12 protein-coding genes and 1 tRNA gene are annotated in these 19,637 nt (G+C 35.8%); 9 read left to right on the top strand and 4 right to left on the bottom strand.

Translation table 11 applies throughout. The features are described 5' to 3' along the window. The first annotated feature begins 59 nt into the window (after positions 1–59). Positions 60–1,499 (top strand): alpha-amylase, encoded by a 1,440-nt coding sequence (locus ACWPWS_RS16900; protein WP_454047303.1) that lies wholly within the window; start codon positions 60–62, stop codon positions 1,497–1,499. Positions 1,500–1,734: 235 nt separating this feature from the next. Here the strand turns inward: ACWPWS_RS16900 and ACWPWS_RS16895 are convergent, their stop codons facing one another. Both ACWPWS_RS16895 and ACWPWS_RS16890 read right to left on the bottom strand, forming a co-directional pair. Continuing rightward, on the bottom strand, positions 1,735–2,145 hold the full coding sequence (locus tag ACWPWS_RS16895; protein WP_105681370.1) for a thiol-disulfide oxidoreductase DCC family protein: 411 nt from the start codon (positions 2,143–2,145) through the stop codon (positions 1,735–1,737). 4 nt (positions 2,146–2,149) lie between these two features. Next, positions 2,150–2,617, bottom strand: coding sequence for a heme-binding domain-containing protein (locus ACWPWS_RS16890; RefSeq protein WP_454047302.1), 468 nt, complete (start codon positions 2,615–2,617; stop codon positions 2,150–2,152). 426 nt (positions 2,618–3,043) lie between these two features. On the opposite strand from ACWPWS_RS16890, the gene katG reads away from it, so the two are divergent. The 6 genes from katG (at position 3,044) to ACWPWS_RS16860 (ending at position 16,022) form a co-directional block, all read left to right on the top strand. After that, complete coding sequence (gene katG, locus ACWPWS_RS16885; protein WP_454047301.1) at positions 3,044–5,323, top strand: catalase/peroxidase HPI; 2,280 nt, start codon at positions 3,044–3,046, stop codon at positions 5,321–5,323. A gap of 558 nt (positions 5,324–5,881) precedes the next feature. Beyond that, on the top strand, positions 5,882–7,423 hold the full coding sequence (locus ACWPWS_RS16880) for a T9SS type A sorting domain-containing protein (protein ID WP_454047300.1): 1,542 nt from the start codon (positions 5,882–5,884) through the stop codon (positions 7,421–7,423). A 5-nt stretch (positions 7,424–7,428) separates the two neighbouring features. Next, positions 7,429–10,365 (top strand): hypothetical protein, encoded by a 2,937-nt coding sequence (locus ACWPWS_RS16875; RefSeq protein ID WP_454047299.1) that lies wholly within the window; start codon positions 7,429–7,431, stop codon positions 10,363–10,365. Between the two features lie 5 nt (positions 10,366–10,370). Continuing rightward, complete coding sequence (locus tag ACWPWS_RS16870; RefSeq protein WP_454047298.1) at positions 10,371–13,922, top strand: DUF6443 domain-containing protein; 3,552 nt, start codon at positions 10,371–10,373, stop codon at positions 13,920–13,922. A 3-nt stretch (positions 13,923–13,925) separates the two neighbouring features. Further along, positions 13,926–14,318 (top strand): hypothetical protein, encoded by a 393-nt coding sequence (locus ACWPWS_RS16865; protein WP_454047297.1) that lies wholly within the window; start codon positions 13,926–13,928, stop codon positions 14,316–14,318. A 1,173-nt stretch (positions 14,319–15,491) separates the two neighbouring features. Beyond that, complete coding sequence (locus tag ACWPWS_RS16860; RefSeq protein ID WP_454047296.1) at positions 15,492–16,022, top strand: antirestriction protein ArdA; 531 nt, start codon at positions 15,492–15,494, stop codon at positions 16,020–16,022. Between the two features lie 147 nt (positions 16,023–16,169). Here ACWPWS_RS16860 and ACWPWS_RS16855 read toward each other — a convergent pair. Further along, a tRNA-Gln gene (locus tag ACWPWS_RS16855) sits at positions 16,170–16,240 on the bottom strand. A 374-nt stretch (positions 16,241–16,614) separates the two neighbouring features. Between ACWPWS_RS16855 and der the strand changes: the two genes are divergently transcribed. Then, positions 16,615–17,925 (top strand): ribosome biogenesis GTPase Der, encoded by a 1,311-nt coding sequence (gene der / locus ACWPWS_RS16850; RefSeq protein ID WP_209787447.1) that lies wholly within the window; start codon positions 16,615–16,617, stop codon positions 17,923–17,925. 163 nt (positions 17,926–18,088) lie between these two features. After that, a complete protein-coding gene (gene upp / locus ACWPWS_RS16845; protein ID WP_454047295.1) occupies positions 18,089–18,739 on the top strand; it encodes a uracil phosphoribosyltransferase in 651 nt (216 codons plus the stop codon). Between the two features lies 1 nt (position 18,740). Here upp and ACWPWS_RS16840 read toward each other — a convergent pair whose 3' ends face one another. Next, a complete protein-coding gene (locus ACWPWS_RS16840) occupies positions 18,741–19,427 on the bottom strand; it encodes an alpha/beta fold hydrolase (protein ID WP_454047294.1) in 687 nt (228 codons plus the stop codon). Positions 19,428–19,637 lie beyond the last annotated feature (210 nt).

Genomic DNA, 19,637 nt, shown 5'->3' with positions numbered 1-19,637 from the left:
TTGAATTTGTTTTTAATAAAATTGTATCTTGTTTAATAGATTGATAATTAATTATTACGATGAAAAAAACAAACTTTTTCCTTTCTCTGCTAGCTTTAGCGCTATTGAGCTCTTGCCAGAACAGAGATGAAATGATTACGGAACCAGCCAGGCAGCAAGAGGTTCATGACAAAACAGTACATGTAACGAATCATGACGGTCGGCCTTTCAGTACTGGAAATGAGTCCGGGTCTATGCAGGGTAAATTTGTAGCAAGTCCCGGCGGTGGAGTTCTGATGCAGGGCTTCTACTGGGATGTTCCGGAAGGAGGCAATTGGTGGAATACTGTTAAAGATAAATTAACGGCATGGTCCGATGCCGGAATTGGTGCTGTATGGTTACCTCCTGCATCAAAAGCACAGAACGGAGCCTATTCTATGGGATATGATCCTACAGATTATTATGATTTCGGAAATTTTAACCAGAATGGAAGCACAGAAACCCGCTTCGGATCAAGAACCGAACTGGAAGCATTGATTACCAAAGCACATGCTGAAAATATGCAGGTGTATGCAGATATTGTCATCAATCACAACAGTGGCGGGCAATCTGAAGCCAACCCTTTTACAGGGACTAACACCTGGACTAATTTTTCAGGCGTTGCATCAGGGAAATTTCAGAGAAATTATAATGATTTTTATAAAAATGCCTATGGAAATAATGATGAAGGAGCCTTTGGAGGTTTTCCGGATTTATGTCACGCCAATCCCCATGTACAGGACTGGCTTTGGGGAAGAGATGATTCTGTAGGTAAATATTATAAAAATGTGATGAAGTTCGATGGCTGGAGGTTTGATTACGTTAAAGGATTCGGCCCTTGGGTAGTGAATACCTGGAATTCCAATGTAGGAGGATTTTCTGTTGGAGAACTATGGGATTCCAATGTAAATACACTGGAGTGGTGGGCCAATAATGCCAACAGCTCTGTATTTGATTTTGCTGCGTATTATAAAATGGATGAAGCTTTTGATAACGGAAATTTAAACGTTCTGAATGATGATATGATGTGGAAAAGAAATCCCTACAAAGCAGTTACTTTTGTAGCCAATCATGATACAGACATCATTTACAATAAAATGCCGGCATATGCCTATATCTTAACCCATGAAGGGTATCCCACTATTTTTTACAGAGACTATGAAGAATGGTTAAATAAAGAAAGATTGAATAACCTGATCTGGATCCATAACAATAAAGCTACCGGAACTACTTCTATCCTGTATACCGATAATGATGAATATATTGCGAGACGTAACGGTTATAATGGAAATCCAGGACTTGTTGTTTATTTCAACACCTCCTCAAATTGGCAGGAAAGATGGGTGGAAACCAACTGGAGCAGCCAGCAGATCAAAGACTTCACCGGAAGTTCAAGCTGGTATCCGACAACACAAGGAGATAAGTGGGTGAAAATCCAGTGCCCGCCAAATTCTTATTCTGTGTGGTCGCTTAATTTATGAGTAATGAATGATAATTGATAATTGATAATTGATTAAGCTGGTAAAAGACTGTTTTTCAGTTTAATTTCCATTAAACATTAAACATTAAACATTAAACATTAAACAAAAGCAATTATGCGTCTTATTTGTCATTCCGTAGGAATCTCTACAATGCATTAATTTAATACTGTTGGAGACTTTTACGGAATGATATTTTAGAATAAGTTGAAAGAAATTTTTTGTCAGACAAAGAAAATTATACCTGAATAAATTTTTTCTTCTGATGCTGATCCGGCAGATAACATTTCTGATTAGCCAGTTTCATCCTGTTTCGGGAAATGATATCATATACTTTATCACTTAAAGATGAAGGAAGAATTTTCCCGACAAAGGAAAGTTTATAAACTCCTCCCAACAAATTAGCGATTTCCAGTACAGCTCTTGATTTGATCTGATAATACCTTCCAGGTTTCCACAGATACATGGTATTGAATATACGGGTTTCCAATCCTCTTTCAGACAAAAACTGCTGTCCGAAATCAGACTGAAGAGAAGCAAACATGAATTGGTCTCTCTTGTCGCGCTCCAAAATCCATTGCACCCAGAAATTACAAACTCCGCAATCTCCGTCAAAAAAAACAATATGTTTATTTTCCCAATTTTCCATGACTTTATTTATTAAACATGATCCCTCTCTCAGTGTCTTCTTTTACTTTTTTGAAATATTGAATAAGGTCTGTGCGTTGTTCATCCGAAAGTTTAGCGCTTTGATGTCCCAAATAATAGGATTCAAGCGGCATTTCCTTTTTCTCAACCATTTCTATACATTCTTCCAGTTTATGAAGTTGTCTTTTAGGTTCATATACTGCAAAGGTAGAAAAATTAAGATGTTTTCTGCCTTCATTGATGTGATTTTTTACCCACCATGAAACGGGAGATATTTTGCTGTACCAAGGGTACTTTGTTTCATTGGAATGACAATCATAACAAGAGGTTCTGAGAGTACGCGCAATTTTCTCCGGAGTATTTTTAATCTTCAAAAAATCCATGCCTGGGGTAGGTGGAGGATTTGTTGTATCAATGGGAAAAAACTGAATAATAATAAACGCAACAAGAATGACAACAATTATTTTTTTCATAGCAGATGTTCATGTTTGGTAACATAAAGATAAATAATTTATTTTTAGTGAGATAAAGCTGGTAGTTGGGCGATGGCAGCTGGAAGTACTTTTAGAAATTGTTGAAGTAGCGTGTTTTTTTTCATGAGGTTATTGAACTTCCTTCCTCCAGCATCCAGCTTCTTTTCCCCTTTAATTTCTTACGTTGAGTAATTCTAAATTGGCTTGTATCCCGCTGTTTTTATTTAAGTTAATCTGAAAAATGACTAACTTAATACCACAATTATGTCTCAGCGCAAAAGCTGTCGAAAATATTAATTTATAGTTTTTAACTATCGTTGAAATAAAAATTAATAGATTGTGTATATCACTCAAACGTTGTAGGTTTGTCATGTTCTTACAACAGAGAATTTAAATTAATCAACATAAAAAATAAAATAAACGACAATGGAAAAAGATTTGAATGACATCAGTAAATGCCCGTTTCATAACGGAACAATGAAGAAGAGTGTAGCAGGTGGTGGAACCCAAAATTCTGATTGGTGGCCTGATCAGCTTAGAGTAGATCTTCTGCGCCAGCATTCTTCCCTTTCTGATCCTATGGATAAGGATTTCGATTATGCTAAAGCATTTGAAAACCTTGATCTGGAGGCTGTAAAAAAGGACCTTCATGCATTAATGACAGATTCCCAGGATTGGTGGCCGGCAGACTTCGGTCATTATGGTCCTTTGTTTATCCGTATGGCATGGCACAGTGCAGGAACATATCGTGTAGGTGACGGAAGAGGTGGAGCAGGAGCAGGGCAGCAACGTTTTGCCCCATTAAACAGCTGGCCGGATAACGTGAGTCTTGATAAAGCAAGAAGATTACTGTGGCCAATTAAACAGAAATACGGCAGAAATATATCATGGGCAGACCTTTTGATCCTTACAGGGAATATCGCTCTTGAATCCATGGGCTTTAAAACATTCGGATTTGCGGGAGGACGTGCAGATGTCTGGGAACCGGATTCCGATGTATATTGGGGATCAGAAAAAACATGGCTGGGAGGCGATTTACGTTATGCCCACGGTTCGGAAGGTGTTGTAGAAGGTCACTCAGCAGTTCTTCCTACCGATGATAATGCAGATGGAGACATTCATTCAAGAAATCTTGAAAATCCATTGGCTGCCGTACAAATGGGGCTTATCTATGTGAATCCTGAAGGTCCGGACGGAAATCCTGATCCGATTGCAGCCGCTAAAGATATCCGTGATACTTTCGGACGTATGGCGATGAATGATGAAGAAACCGTTGCTTTGATTGCCGGAGGACATACTTTCGGTAAAACCCATGGAGCCGGACCTGCAGATCATGTAGGTAAAGAACCAGAAGGAGCAGGAATTGAACAACAGGGGCTTGGATGGTCTAGCAGTTATAAATCAGGAAGCGGAAGAGATGCTATTTCCAGCGGTCTTGAAGTAACATGGACTGAAACTCCGACTCAATGGAGTAATTATTTCTTTAAAAATCTTTTTGAAAATGAATGGGAACTGACAAAAAGCCCTGCCGGAGCTCACCAATGGGTAGCTAAGGATGGAGCAGATATTATCCCAGATGCATTTGATGCTGACAAAAAGCATAAACCAACAATGCTTACCACAGACCTTTCGTTGAGACTGGATCCTGTTTACGAAAAAATTTCAAGACATTTTTATGAAAATCCTGATGCGTTTGCCGATGCATTTGCAAGAGCATGGTTTAAACTTACGCACAGAGATATGGGACCGCGTGCCCGTTATCTGGGAACAGATGTACCACAGGAAGAACTGATCTGGCAGGATCCTATTCCTGAAGTAAACCACGAATTGGTGGACGGAAATGATGTGGAAGCATTAAAATCAGAAGTTTTAAATTTAGGATTGAGCAACGCTGAACTGATATCTACAGCATGGGCATCTGCTTCTACTTTCAGAGGAAGTGATAAGCGTGGTGGTGCCAATGGATCAAGAATCAGACTGGAGCCTCAAAGAAACTGGGAAGTGAATAACCCTTCACAATTAAATAAAGTACTAGGAGTATTGGAAGGAATTCAAAAAGAATTCAACGATTCTCAAAACGGAGGTAAAAAAATATCATTGGCCGATTTAATTGTACTGGCTGGTAATGCCGCAGTCGAAGTTGCTGCCAGAAATGCTGGTCAGGACGTAAAAGTTCCTTTTGCTCCGGGAAGAATGGATGCTTCTCAGGAACAGACGGATGTAGAATCTATGGGCTATCTTGAACCCATTGCTGACGGATTCCGTAACTATCTGAAAAGAAGATTTACAGTGTCTACAGAGTCTTTATTGATTGACAAAGCACAGTTGTTAACACTTACTGCCCCTGAACTGACAGTACTGATAGGAGGAATGCGTGCTTTGGATACTAACTTTGACGGTTCAAAGCATGGCGTGTTTACCAATCGTCCGGGAGCTCTTACCAACGATTTCTTTGTAAATCTTTTAGATATGGGAACACAGTGGAAAGCAATGTCGGATGACAGAGAATTATATATGGGAACAGACCGTTCAACAGGACAGCCAAAATGGACAGCAACCCGTGCTGATCTTGTTTTCGGTTCCAATTCTGAATTGAGAGCAATCGCAGAAGTATATGGAAGTGCCGATGCACAAGGAAAGTTTGTAAATGACTTTGTAGCAGCATGGACAAAAGTGATGAATCTGGACAGGTTTGATCTGGTTTAATAAATAAAAATGAAAATAAAAAAAGACAGCAGAAGTGCTGTCTTTTTTGTTTTACAAAATATCTTGTTGAACAATTCATAATGAGATAGAGTAAAAGATGAACAAAATATTTAACAGAAAAATATTATAGGGTATTTGTCGTATCTGTGAATAATTTAAATGTATTAAATATTGTAAATAAGATGTTTAAGTGATTTAAAAAAAATCACAATTAAAAAATTGTAGTTGATTTGAAACTATTTTACTTTCGTGATTGTAATGAGATAAAAAAAATTAAAGAAATATCATTGAAAAGTACTTATGAAAAGTTTACGAATTCGATATTATTACTTTAAAGTTTTTTATAAAAATATAATACGACAAGTATTGTCGCTTTGCAGGTATATCTTTGCTTTTGTTAAAGAAAGTTAATAAATTTCCTTTGGGGTAAATTTTAAAAGTTTTAATTTTGTAAGCATTAAAAAACATAACCATGAAACAATAATTAGACTCGATAATTTGTGTATTTCTATATACACAACAAATCATCAACATTTACTTAACATTAATAACACAAGTATGAAAAAACTCTACATGTGTGCATTATCTCTATGCACTATTACGGGCATATTTGCCCAGGAGGTACTTTGGCAGAAAGATATTAAATCCAATTCGCAGGATTTTCTAAGCCAGATTACAACAACAATTGACGGACAATATCTTGTCACAGGAAGTTCTATTCAAAGTGATAAACTCCAACAGAACAGCAGACAAAACAACGGTTATGATTTTCACCTTGTAAAACTGAATCAGCAGGGAGAGCAGGTTTTTGAAAAATATTTCTCTGGAAGCAATCACGACTATCTATCTTCAACAGTCACTACTCAGGACGGAGGGTTCCTTATTTCTGGCACCTCATATTCAGGTAAAGGTCTTGATAAAAAGGAGGATTCTAAAGGCGGATCAGACATTTGGCTCATCAGAATTAATGAATTTGGAGACGAGCTATGGCAGAAAACTATTGGATCAAGTTCTGATGAAGAAGCAAGAGCCGTAATTCAAACGACAGACCAGGGATTTTTTGTAGCTGGCAACGTGCAAAATTCTTCTAAAGGTTACGGCTCTAAAGATGTTATTGTTATAAGGTTAGACAAAGACGGAAAAGAACTCTCCCAATTCGTTTTTGGATCGAAAGGTTTAGACGAAGTCGAGAAGATGATTCCAACACGGGATGGTGGAGCATTACTCGGAATATATTCCAGAAGCGGTATCGGTGGTACTAAGAAAAGAGAAAACTATGGGGAAGGTGATTATTGGATTGTCAAGCTCTCAAAAGATGGAAAAGTAGAATGGGAGAAAAACTTTGGCGGAAAAGGCGATGATCATGTAAGAACAATGGCTTTAACAGCAACGGGTTATATCATTGGAGGAGAATCCAGATCAGAAAGATCAGGAAATAAGACTGTTGGAATTCAGGAGGGCACTGATTTATGGGTTATTGCTTTAGATCAAAACGGGAATGAAGAGTTCCAAAAATCCTACAGCTTTGGAAACAGGGATATTCTGATGGGAATGAGCGTGATTCAGTCTTCGGATGATAAGTCTACAAAAGGCGTTTTATTAGGTGGCTACACGCAGGCTGAGGGCAGAATACAAGCCGATGACGAGACATTTTGGCTATTATACATTGACCAGCAAGGGAACGAATCATGGAGAAAACATGTAAAAGGAGAATCTAGAAAAAAAGAAGAAAGGTTATCTGACTTAAAGCTCGACAAAGACGGTTCGATTCTGATGGCAGGAACGAGCGCAGAAGAGCTTGGAAAAGAAAATTGGAAGATTGTAAAGCTGGGAGATAAACAGGTTAATGATCTGATTGAAAGACAGGATATTAAGATCTATCCGAACCCAGTATCTGATTATGCTTATGTAGAAATCGGCTATGAATTCAAAGAAGCCACTATTCTACTGTATGATATGTCTGGAAGACAGCTACAAAACATCACGACTAAAAACAGAGTCACCAAGCTAAATACCCAGGCACTGATTCAGGGAGCTTATCTGGTGACCATCAAAACAGACACGGGTAAAACTGCCAATGCAAAACTTATAAAAAAATAAACACGATGAAAAAAATAAAGCTAAGTATCCTTTTACTAGGGGTGTGCTTGGGAACAACTGTTATTGCACAAGATAGACCATCAGAAAGTTTATCTTTAATAAACGGAGTAACTACAAATAATGATTTATATAATGGAACCTTAACTGTTGGAATTCCCCTTTATAAAATGCCTATTGGAAATCTGGAATTATCCAGTCAAATATCCAACACACCTATAGGGTTTGATCCCAAGTCTGATGAAAGTATTTTTGGAATGGGGTGGTACGGTAATCTCTTTGGACAAATTACAAGGGAGGTAAATAAAGATTTTCTTTTAACAAACTTTTTTGTGAATGATCCTGAAGTTGTAGGGATTATAGCAGGTCAGGAACTGAAAAATAGGGAAACCCAAGACTGTATTATCCAAAGCCAGGAATTTACTAGTGGATCACCTACTAAAAAGCAAATTTTAGAAAATCCTAACTCATATGTTAAAGCTGATTTCAAACCAGATAAATTTTATTTTGACTTTTTCGGATATAAAGGATATTTTGTATTTGATAACAAAGGTGTCCCTATGGTGTTTTGTGAGAATGCTAAATTACAAGTGTTAGGGCCAGGTTCTCTTGCTTCTAAATGTTACTCTGTAACAAGTCCAATCCCTTTTGACAATATAAATATTAACCAAATAAGGATCATTGATGATAAAGGGAATACTTTTTATTTTGGGGGTACATTTGATGCTTTAGATGTTAATTATTCCCAATATCGTAATACTGGTACATGGTACTCTTCCTTAGGAGCTAGAGGGTACAGCACATCTTCCAGAGCAGGTTATATTGTGTCGTGGTATCTAAAGGAAGTAAAGCTGGCTAATGGGGAAACTATAGTTGCTAATTATAAATCTGGAAATTCAAGTATACTTTCTCCGTTTCTTCAGAAAACATTAGTAAACCCTGGTGATTCCTTTCCGACTTCCTTTCCATCGCAGGCAGATCTAACTCAAGCCAATATTGATGTTACTCAATCCAGACAATTAATCCAGGGAAGTACAGAAACAATAATAGACATTCAGAACTATACCAAAAGGGCAATTCTTCAGAGTGTAGAAGTTCCAGGAAAAGAAATTAAAATCAATTATAACTATATAAAAGACACTAACAATCTTATCCACTTAAACAATATAAATGTTAATTATTTTGGAAAGACAGAAAATATTTTCTTTAATCAACTACCGTTAGGAGGAACAAATTACAGATATTTTATGGAATCGTTGTTAAAGAATGACCAGAAATACTCTTTTGAGTATTACAAAACTGATAACTTACCTAGTAAATATTGGAATGGAGTCAATAGCTATGGATTTTGGAATGGTACTCAATATTCAGGAATTGGAAGTAATAAAGATTATATTGATGCAACCTTATTGAAAAAAATTACCTACCCTACTAAGGGATATTCAATTTTTAATTATGAAAACAGTGATTATTCTAAGCAATATCGAACTTCAGATACAGCACCATTTAATTCTCAAGTAGTTGACTATAATCCTAATCCTGCTTATCCAACTATAAGTAGAATAGCTTCTAAATCTGATTTTGATGGGCAAAATACTTATATCACGAATTATACATATAAACTTGCCAACAATGCAAGCTCTGGAATAGAGTATGGAAGGAAAATAAAATTCAGCCAAGTAACTGAAAAAATTAGCAACAATGGATATACTGATTATTTTTTTAGTGACTTCAATACCAATCCTGATGTTAACTCTGTTAGAAGATATAATATAATTAATTATGTGCACTATGGGGGGAACAGGGAATATGAAAGGGGTAAATTACTTAAAAAGAAGATTTATAATTCTAATAACATACCACTCCAAGAGTATCAATATGAATATCAAAGCTTTCTAAAACCTGAAAACGAGTTGGTAGATCTTGAATTGATTAACTGTAATACTTGTAAGATATCCGATCAAAATTATTATGTTTATACTGAAATTTATGAAAACCACGTACAGAATGGTACACCTACAAGAAGTTATACAATGTATACTCCTGTTATTCCATATCTACTGAAGAAACAAAAAGTAATTGACTATCTTAATGGTAAGCAGGTTTCAGTAGAAACAGATACAAAGTATAAAGAGTCTAATATTTTTTGGCATCCTTACCCAGAAGAAGTACAATCTACAACATCCACAGGAACAAGCATCAAAAAATATATATACCCATATGAATTGAAGTCTTCATGTTCAGGTACTAGAGGATGTTCTGATGATAATACCATTGTAGGAGGGCAATTTGCCAGCTATTCGACAATGATTAATTCCAATATCTGGACTCCTGTTATAGAAATTGTAAAAAATGAGAACAACAAGTATTCTCTTCAGGAAAATCTATTTCATACCTGGCCAATTGTACCTAAAAAGATTAGGAGTTCCAAACTTAATGCTGATCTGGATTTTACAAACTATAAAATCAGCCTAGACAAAACTATAGATCAGATAAATTATGATGTAATAGATAATAGAGGTAATTATATTCAAACAACAGATAAATTAGGTATTCCAACAGTAACAATTTACGGATATAAGCAAAGCCTGCCTATTTTAAAGATTACAGGTCTTACTTATGGACAGCTTATGCAAACATTAGGGCAGTCAACGTCTTCTACTGATTATTTAAATCTTAGTATTGTGGCTAAATCTAATACAGATGTAGATACAGCTTCTGAACAGAGTTTAGTTGATGAATTAAATACAATAAGAAATAATCCTTCTTTAAAGAGTTATCCAATTACTACCTATACTTACGATCCCTTGATTGGAGTAACAAGTATTACCCCTCCTTCAGGACTTAGAGAGAATTACATCTACGATTCGGCAGGCAGACTTCAGAAAATAATAGATGTAAATGGACAGGCAGTGAAGGAAATGAAGTATAACTATAAAAACTAAACACGATGAAAAAAATAATAATACCAATAAGTGCTTTGTTTATAACAGGTACTCTGCAAGCACAGCTTACTACGCTTCCTAATACTGAAAATTATATTCAGACCAAAACTTATTTGGACTATACTGGCACTTCAGTTACAAAATCCTCAGAAACTGTGCAGTATTTTGATGGGCTGGGAAGACCAAAGCAAATAGTCAATGTAAAAGCATCACCATTAGGAAAAGATGTGGTTACTCCTATTGAATATGATCCGTTTGGAAGACAGGTAAAAGACTATCTTCCTGTTCCACAAGGGGGGACTTTAAACGGAGCTATTACTCTCAACCCTTTAAGTAATCTATCCAGTAGCCCTTATGGCAATGAAAAGATTTATTCTGAAAAAGAGCTGGAAAAGTCTCCTTTGGACAGAATTCTGGAACAAAAACAAGTGGGTAATGACTGGAATGGAAAATCCATAAAGTTTGGGTATGAAGTAAATTCTACAGAGGACAAAGTAAAAAAGTTTACCGTTACCTCCACCTGGGTAAATGATGCTACAGAATCAGGAATTAGTAATAGTGGAATGTATGATGGGACCAAATTGTATAAAAATATAGTAACTGATGAAGACGAAAACAAGACCATTGAATTTAAAAATGGTAAGGGGCAAACTATATTGATAAGGAAGGTAATCAGTGTTACCGAAAATGCAGATACGTATTATGTCTATAACGAATATGATCAGTTAGCATTTGTTATCCCCCCACTTTTATCTGGGTTGGCAAGTTGGGGAACTCTACAACGTGATGCTTTAGCTTATCAGTATCGTTATGATACAAAAGGCAGATTGGTGGGAAAGAAACTACCTGGTAAAGGGTGGGAATTTATGATCTATGACAAACAGGATAGGCTTGTAGGATCTCAGGATGCCGTATTAAGTGCAAAAGGGCAATGGCTATATACCCAGTATGATCAGTTTGGGAGGGTTGTTATTACAGGAATTGCTACGGGAGGAGACCGTAGTACAGAGCAGGTACTAGCCGACGGTTCAGGTAATATGACACGTACTGGTTCAGTGGTTTTTAACAGACAAGGAATGGATGTTTATTATGACCCTGGGGTTACCTATCCTCATGCCTCTAAATGGGTGGCTTTATTATCTGTAACTTATTACGACTCTTATCCTGCCTACAGCTTTAATCCTGCATTCCCTTCGGCTATTCAAGGAGAACCTGTCCTTTCTGAAACGCTAACCTCTGATGGGAGAAGTACTAAAGGACTTCCTGTGATCAGTGTAGTGAAGAATATTGAGGATGACAGTTGGACTAAAAATTATAGCTATTATGATAAGAAAGGAAGAGTAATTGGAAGTCATTCCATCAATCATTTGGGGGGATACACCCACAAAGAATCGAAACTTGATTTTGCAGGGGTTACGAAACAGACCGTAACCAAGCATAAAAGATTAACTACTGATACTGAAAGAGTCATTACAGAAACTTTTGATTATGACAATCAGAACAGGTTATTAGTACACAAACATCAGATAGACAGCAACCCAATAGAGATTTTAACCCAAAATACATATAATGAAATTTCCCAGATTACCAATAAGAAAGTGGGAGGAACGGATCTTGCGAATTCATTACAGTCTATAGATTATAAGTATAATATCAGGGGCTGGCTTACCAAGATCAATGATCCTGCAACTTTGAATGGTAAATTATTTGGATATGAGATTAAATATACTAATCCTGGGTACACTAATTTAGCATCAGGGAGGTATAATGGAAATATTGCAGAAGTAGATTGGAGAAACGCTTCGGAGGGTGCTTTGAAAAGATATTCTTATACCTATGATCCTCTTAACAGATTGAAGGATGCTATCTATACAGAACCTGGAGCTACTAACCCATATAATAATAATTTCAATGAAAACCTGACTTATGATTTGAATGGAAATATCATGACATTGAAGAGGAATGCTTATCCTGTATCGGGAACTACAGCCACTCAGGTAGATGATCTTGAATACAAGTACACAGGAAACCGTCTCAACCAGGTGATAGAACATTCCTCTAATACATCAGGATATGAGGGAGGAAACAACATCATTGCTTATGATCTTAATGGGAGTATGACTGACATGAAAGATAAAGGGATTCAATCCATAGCTTACAATCACCTTAGTCTGCCTAATGCTATTTCGATTCAGAGTTTTGATTATATGGACAGACCTATCAATACAGGAATATCACATCTGTACCGAGCTGATGGAGTAAAGCTTCGCAAAACAGTTTCACAGCAGTTTTATATGGGACTTCCTACTAATCGTATGACAGACTATTTGGATGATTTCCACTACTCATTTGAAGACAACGGAGGTATATGCTTGACATGTAAAACAGAGAATGCATTTGAAGTACAGGCTTACTCCAAAAAGCCACCGATTCTTCCTACAGCTCAGTGGAAATTAGAATTTGTACCTACCTCAGAAGGATTTTACAGTTTCGTAGAAAACCGCTATATTTACAACTACAAGGATCATTTAGGAAATGTAAGGATAACTTTTGCTAAAAATAATGCTGGAGTACTGGAAACTATAGACACCAATAATTATTATCCATTTGGATTAAACCATATTGGAGGATCTTCTAGTTCAAACTTTGGAGGGTATTATAACTATAAATTCGGAGGAAAGGAACTACAGGAAACAGGATGGAGTGATTTTGGAGCCAGAATGTATATTAGTGACTTGGGTAGATGGGGTGTTGTAGATCCGTTAGCTGAAAAGATGAGAAGATGGTCTCCATATAATTATGCATTTGATAATCCAATGAGATTTGTTGATCCTGATGGAAGAGCTCCAATGGATGAGTTTGATAAAAATGGAAGAAAGATTAGTAGTTTGGGAGGTAATAAAATTGATTTCTTTCATCAAGAAAATGGGGATACTAAAATTGTTAATAGACAAGATGGTTCCTCAAATACTATTAGAGGGGGAGAATCTATTATTAGAGATTATGAACAAAGATCAAAAGAAATAGGATGGTATTTTGGTATAACTACTGAGTTTTTATCAGGTAATGGTCCAACCTATAGTATGTTTAGTGATTTTAATAATTCTAATTATGGTCCGTTTGCATCTTTAGATAAAATGAGTTCTGCATATTCATCATTAGCAAGAAAAGATGTGTTAAATTCAAAGAATTCTAGAGGGAGAGTAAAAATGAATTATGGAGGTGCTAACCCAATAGCGGCAGGGCTTGATGGTTGGGAACAAATGTGGGGGAGATCAAATATATCATGGTATAAATTAGGGAATACAACTCTCTTTCTTATGACAGATTCTAAATCTGATGAGTCTTTATACTATAGGGTAGCAAATAGTCATGAAAGAGGAGAAGGATATGGTAGTTATCCTCATGGCAATACATACCAAACTTATATTTGGACAGAAACAACTAGTGAAATAAAGAGTAAAACAATAGAATTGAATACAAGACGAGAAAATAATAACCAGAAGCTACAACAACAGAGAGAAAATTCGATTGATATAATACAACCAAAATTTTAGTTCATGAAAATATTTATATATCTAATAATTTTCCTATTTATTTCTTGTAATACCATAAGGAAAGATGAAATATATGGAAAATATGTTCCAATTTCTTATAAAAATAATTTTGATACTTTGGTCATTTACAAAAATAATGAGTATGAAAGGAGGGTGTATGATAAGAATAAGAAATTATTATTAAATTATAAATCAACATATCAATTAGACAAATCGGATTTAATTAAATTTGATGATTTTTATTTAAATCTTGATAGAGACTTGATTAACATGCCTGAAGACGTTAAAGATATAGATATGTCTATGACTACAAGCTTTGAAAAAAAAGATAAAGATATTATAATGTGCTTTGGATATCACACAGGAGAAAATTGTTATAAGAAAATTGTAAAATAATCCCCCCACTGGTGCAAGCTTCTTCGCTTGTGTCACATTAGAATAACTAATAACCCCCGCTGCGCAAAGTCTCCACACATTGAGCTTATTAAATAAACTTACCCTCTGGTTTCCAAGGTAGGATAAATAACAACCCTTGCAAATATGGCAAGGGTTGTTTATAAATAAGGTTGGTTTCCTTTAATCAGATAAAAATGAACCTATCGCAATTGTGATGGGTTTTGACTTTCTAACAAGGTATAGAAGCTTGTAAAATTGACACTACTAATATTATTATCGATGAAATTCACCAACTATGACTCATTTTTGAAAATTTCCACACTCACAATTTGACTGCTATTCTAAATATTAATATCTCTATTACAAATTCTTTAAAATAATATTTCAGTGATTTTTTTGACAGTTTTATTTTATTGCGGTGGGTGGGGGATTTTTTACCCATTGTGATACTCAAACAAACTGTCAGATTTTTTTAGATTCTCAAATTATTATAATTGAGGGTAGGTAGGGTAAGTGAATTTCATAAACTATTAGAAATTTATAATAAATAATATTAAAACTCCACCCACCCCACCAAAACTCTCCACTAAAACAACTGTCAGAAAGCTATAATGCATTATTATTTGCATGGAAAAAGACAATGGTAAATCCCCACCCACAAAAGCACCCCCTCTGAATTTCTCTCAAAAAATCAAACAATCCTTTATAGTAGAATTTACAGCAATTTAGCACCAAAAAAATATTTTGAGTGCAGGGATGAATGGGACTAAGAATAGAACGACGGGTGTCAAATGAACTTTTTTACCTCCCCCCACCAACTGTCATACCTTTTCTCAAAAGTAAGTTTTCTTTTATTTGGTTTTTGTGGATCTGTTTTTATTTCCACTTACATTTTTTCTGCTTATACTCTTCAAACTATGTGTTTTATTAATATTTTTCTGACAGTTTTTTGTTGGTGGCGGTTTATGTTTAAAAATATTTTAAAAACTTTAATTTTTTAGTTGAAATCTCTGTCAATTGGCATGAATATTGACTTTATTAATGTATCAAACAGCTGTTTCAAGTTCTTTTTTCTATATAGATTTTTACAAAAACATATAAAAAATGCCTAGAAGTGCTACGAACACAACTAGGCTGTATCAATAAATTTTAACTCATCTAAAACTTATCGACATGACAAATTTACAAAATTGTCTTGATTCTTGCAGTATCTATGTAGGAACGTATTCAAAGTACAACAACGGGAGCTTATATGGCAAATGGTTAAACCTTTCGGATTATTCCGATTATGACGAACTACTTGAAACAATGAACGATCTGCATAAAGACGAACATGATCCTGAATTTATGTTTCAGGACTACGAACACTGTGAACTATTTGAAAAACTAGGATTAATCGGAGAAAGTTATTTATCAAATGAAATATTTGAAATAGCAGAGCAAATAAACGATTCTAGCTATAATCTTGAAATTTTCGAGGCTTATGTAGACTGTATTGGGAAAATGGATTTTTCAAGTATTTATGACGGTGTAGTAAGCTATTATATGGGTGAGTTTTCAGATAATGAAGTATTTGCTCAATATTTATTAGAAATGGATATTCCTGAAAGTCTGCCAAACTATATTTATATTGATTGGGAAGCCACTGCAAGAAATCTTATGTTTGATTATTTTGAGAGTAGCGGGCATTATTTCCGTAGCTAAAATACAATCAGATTCAAATAGGTTTAATCAAGTTCACTCAATGCGTTTTTTATAAAAACAGTGACCAAAATCGTGACCAAGTGACCGAAAGTGACCAAAATAAAAATGCAACTTGCTGAAAATTAGTTAGTTGCATTTGCTTGGTTGTAGACCCACAGGGATTCGAACCCCGACTGACGGTACCAAAAACCGGAGTGCTACCGTTACACTATAGGTCTGTTTCTATGCTGCGAAATTATAGAATTTATTTGAAATATGAAAATCTAAATTAAAGATTAGTTAACATAATGAGAGGGCGAATCCCTTTACTTATTGATATACAAATAATTATTTTTCAATAAAAATTTAAAAATAATCTGCTTTTATAAGGAGAATAGCTGCATTCCAGATATTTTCTGTTCAGTTTTAAAGTGAATGACTCTTATGAATTCTCCGATGAATAGAGCCTCTCAGCCTCCTTCTTCCCGCTTCCATACTTAAAGTGACGTTAAATAATAAAACCTTATCTTTGCAAAAAATTGGGCTCCAAAAGTTGGAGTAACCCATTAATAACATATCCTGAGCAAAGCAAAAGGATTATTAAACATTTTTTATGTCAAATATTGTCGCAATCGTTGGACGTCCCAACGTAGGAAAATCTACGCTTTTTAATCGTTTATTAGAAAGAAGAGAAGCTATTGTAGATTCTACAGCTGGTGTTACCAGAGACCGTCATTACGGAAAATCCGACTGGAATGGAGTAGACTTTACAGTAATTGATACCGGAGGTTATGATGTAGGTACAGATGATATCTTTGAAGAGGAAATCCGTAAGCAGGTACAATTGGCAGTGGATGAAGCAACTTCTATCATCTTCATGATGAATGTGGAAGAAGGACTTACTGATACAGACTACGAAATCTACAGACTTCTTAGAAGATCCAACAAGCCGATTTATATCGTTATCAACAAGGTAGATTCTGCAAAAGAAGAGCTTCCTGCAACTGAATTCTATCAGTTAGGAATTGATAAATATTACACACTTTCTTCAGCTACAGGTTCCGGGACAGGAGATTTGTTAGATGATATCATTAAAGATTTTCCCACTACAGAATATAAAGATCCTTTTGAAGGGCTTCCAAAAATCACTATTGCAGGCCGTCCAAACGTAGGGAAATCTACAATGACCAATGCTTTATTGGATGTTGAAAGAAATATCGTTACTGATATTGCGGGAACTACCAGAGACAGTATCCAGACTTTATATAATAAATTCGGACATGAGTTTGTATTGGTAGATACTGCAGGGATGAGAAGAAAGTCTAAGGTAAACGAAGACCTTGAGTTCTATTCTGTAATGAGATCTATCCGTTCTATTGAATATTCTGACGTGGTAATCATTATGGTAGATGCTACCCAGGGATGGGAATCTCAGGATATGAATATCTTCGGTTTAGCTCAGAAAAACAGAAAAGGAATTGTGATCCTTGTGAATAAATGGGATTTGATCGAAGACAAGCAGACCAATACGATGCGTGATTTCGAAAGATCAATCAAAGATAAAATTGGTCAGTTCCAGGATATTCCAATCTTATTCGTTTCAGCATTAACGAAGCAGAGAATCTTAAAAGCGGTAGAATTAGCCATGGAGGTTTACGAAGACCGTAAGAAGAAAATTAAAACTTCAAAACTAAATGAAGTAATGCTTCCGATCTTCGAACAGACACCACCACCGGCATTAAAAGGAAAATACATTAAAATCAAATATTGTGTACAGCTTCCTACGCCGTCACCACAGTTTGTATTCTTCTGTAACCTTCCACAATATGTGAAAGAACCTTATAAAAGATTTACTGAAAACCAGTTGAGAAAACAATTCGGGTTTACCGGAGTTCCTATTGAAGTGTATTTCAGACAAAAATAATGAGAACAAGTGTTCATCAGAAACTCCGGCAAGCAAAGCTTGCCGGAGTTTTTTATTGAATAAGAGCAGATTTTCTCCTCAAGCCCAAACTTTCAATTCGTTTTTTAGTTGTAATTTTGCAGCAATTAATATCAATTAACTGAAATTAAAAAAATAAATTTTCATGCTTACTATTTTATCGCAACACTTTTCTCTTGTCAATGAATGGATCAACGAACTTAGAAACGTTGACATCCAGCATGACCGAATGAGATTCAGAAGAAATATGGAAAGAATCGGGGAGATTGCCGCTTTTGAAATCAGTAAAGGACTGGAGTACAGAGAAGTTGAAATTCAAACTCCTTTAGATACAATAAAAAGCAGAGAAATTGCTGTGCAACCCGTTATTACAACTATCTTGAGAGCCGGAGTTCCATTATTCGAAGGAATCCTGAACTATCTTGACAGAGCAGACTGTGGTTTTGTAGCAGCCTACAGAAAACACGATGCCAATGATTATTTCTCTATCAAACAGGATTATCTGACTTGTCCGAGCATCGAGGGAAGACCTCTGATTGTGGCAGATCCCATGTTGGCAACAGGAGCCTCTTTAATTGAAGCAATCAAAGACTTATTAACCAACGGAAATCCGACCCAGCTTCATATTATTGCAGCAATTGCATCAAAACAAGGGGTAGAGACCATTCAGAATGCATATCCTGAAGCGCACATCTGGGTAGGAGCCATTGATGAACACTTGACTTCAAAAGGGTATATCACTCCAGGATTAGGAGATGCCGGAGACTTGAGCTACGGAGAAAAACTTCAGAGATAACTTAAGAAAGATTCCAGAAATCTTTTATTAAATTCAATAATAAATTAGGTCGTACTTTATCCATAGGATGCTTTGTGTCCGGAAGTACGGCCAATTTTCCGTTGGGAAGGCTTCTGTAAACTCTCATACTCTCTTCAATAGTGACCATATTATCTTTATCTCCCACCATAATTTGAGTTGGAGTAGTAATCGTAGCAAGATTGTTTTCCAAAGGAGGATTTTTACCTAAATCAATCATTAAACCAGCAATAGCAGGAAGAAGTTGTTTCCATTTTGCTCCGTGCTGTGATTCTAAAAGTTGGGCATACTGCGGAATTTTTTCAAGAATAACATCCGGATTAAGCATCTTACTTTCTTTCAAAGACTGTTCCTCAGTCCAGTCGAACTTTGTCCCCAGTGTTATAATAGAATTTATATTTTCAGGATTTTCCATTGCGTAGCAAAGGGCAACATAGCCTCCCATACTATGTCCGAAGATTGATACATCTGTTAAGTTATTCACTCTACAGTATTCGGAGAGTTCTTGGGTGTATTTTTCAATGGTAATGCCATCTGCAGGAAGTTCCTGATCTCCATGTCCTGAAAATAGAGGAGTGTGTACCGTAAAATATTGGGATAAAGTATTCAGATAAGGTTTGAAAATGTCGCTGTGACCTAGGGCTCCGTGCAGTAAAAGAAGATTTGGCATAGTGGTTTAGTTTCCGGAAAATTAGGAAAAAGAATTGAATGATGAAAATGGTTTGGGTAAGAGTGTGGGAGAGTTTTAGATTTGAGAATATTCTTGAATATAGCCCTGCGTCACGTACTCTGAATTTTTCACCCTATATCTTTCCTTCTTGAAACTCGAAATCCGTAACCCGAACCTCGAACCTCGAACCTCGAATCTCGTAACCCGCAT

It is taken from the genome of Chryseobacterium sp. Marseille-Q8038, assembly GCF_965111995.1.
This window is presented reverse-complemented; position numbering and strand designations above follow the sequence as displayed.

What these genes read in the sequence shown, in the direction of transcription:
- ACWPWS_RS16890 (WP_454047302.1), bottom strand. Translation starts at nt 2,617, where the DNA reads ATGAAAAAAATAATTGTTGTCATTCTTGTTGCGTTTATTATTATTCAG.
- ACWPWS_RS16865 (WP_454047297.1), top strand. Translation starts at nt 13,926, where the DNA reads ATGAAAATATTTATATATCTAATAATTTTCCTATTTATTTCTTGTAAT.
- ACWPWS_RS16900 (WP_454047303.1), top strand. Translation starts at nt 60, where the DNA reads ATGAAAAAAACAAACTTTTTCCTTTCTCTGCTAGCTTTAGCGCTATTG.
- ACWPWS_RS16870 (WP_454047298.1), top strand. Translation starts at nt 10,371, where the DNA reads ATGAAAAAAATAATAATACCAATAAGTGCTTTGTTTATAACAGGTACT.
- upp (WP_454047295.1), top strand. Translation starts at nt 18,089, where the DNA reads ATGCTTACTATTTTATCGCAACACTTTTCTCTTGTCAATGAATGGATC.
- ACWPWS_RS16895 (WP_105681370.1), bottom strand. Translation starts at nt 2,145, where the DNA reads ATGGAAAATTGGGAAAATAAACATATTGTTTTTTTTGACGGAGATTGC.
- ACWPWS_RS16880 (WP_454047300.1), top strand. Translation starts at nt 5,882, where the DNA reads ATGAAAAAACTCTACATGTGTGCATTATCTCTATGCACTATTACGGGC.
- der (WP_209787447.1), top strand. Translation starts at nt 16,615, where the DNA reads ATGTCAAATATTGTCGCAATCGTTGGACGTCCCAACGTAGGAAAATCT.
- ACWPWS_RS16875 (WP_454047299.1), top strand. Translation starts at nt 7,429, where the DNA reads ATGAAAAAAATAAAGCTAAGTATCCTTTTACTAGGGGTGTGCTTGGGA.
- ACWPWS_RS16860 (WP_454047296.1), top strand. Translation starts at nt 15,492, where the DNA reads ATGACAAATTTACAAAATTGTCTTGATTCTTGCAGTATCTATGTAGGA.
- katG (WP_454047301.1), top strand. Translation starts at nt 3,044, where the DNA reads ATGGAAAAAGATTTGAATGACATCAGTAAATGCCCGTTTCATAACGGA.
- ACWPWS_RS16840 (WP_454047294.1), bottom strand. Translation starts at nt 19,427, where the DNA reads ATGCCAAATCTTCTTTTACTGCACGGAGCCCTAGGTCACAGCGACATT.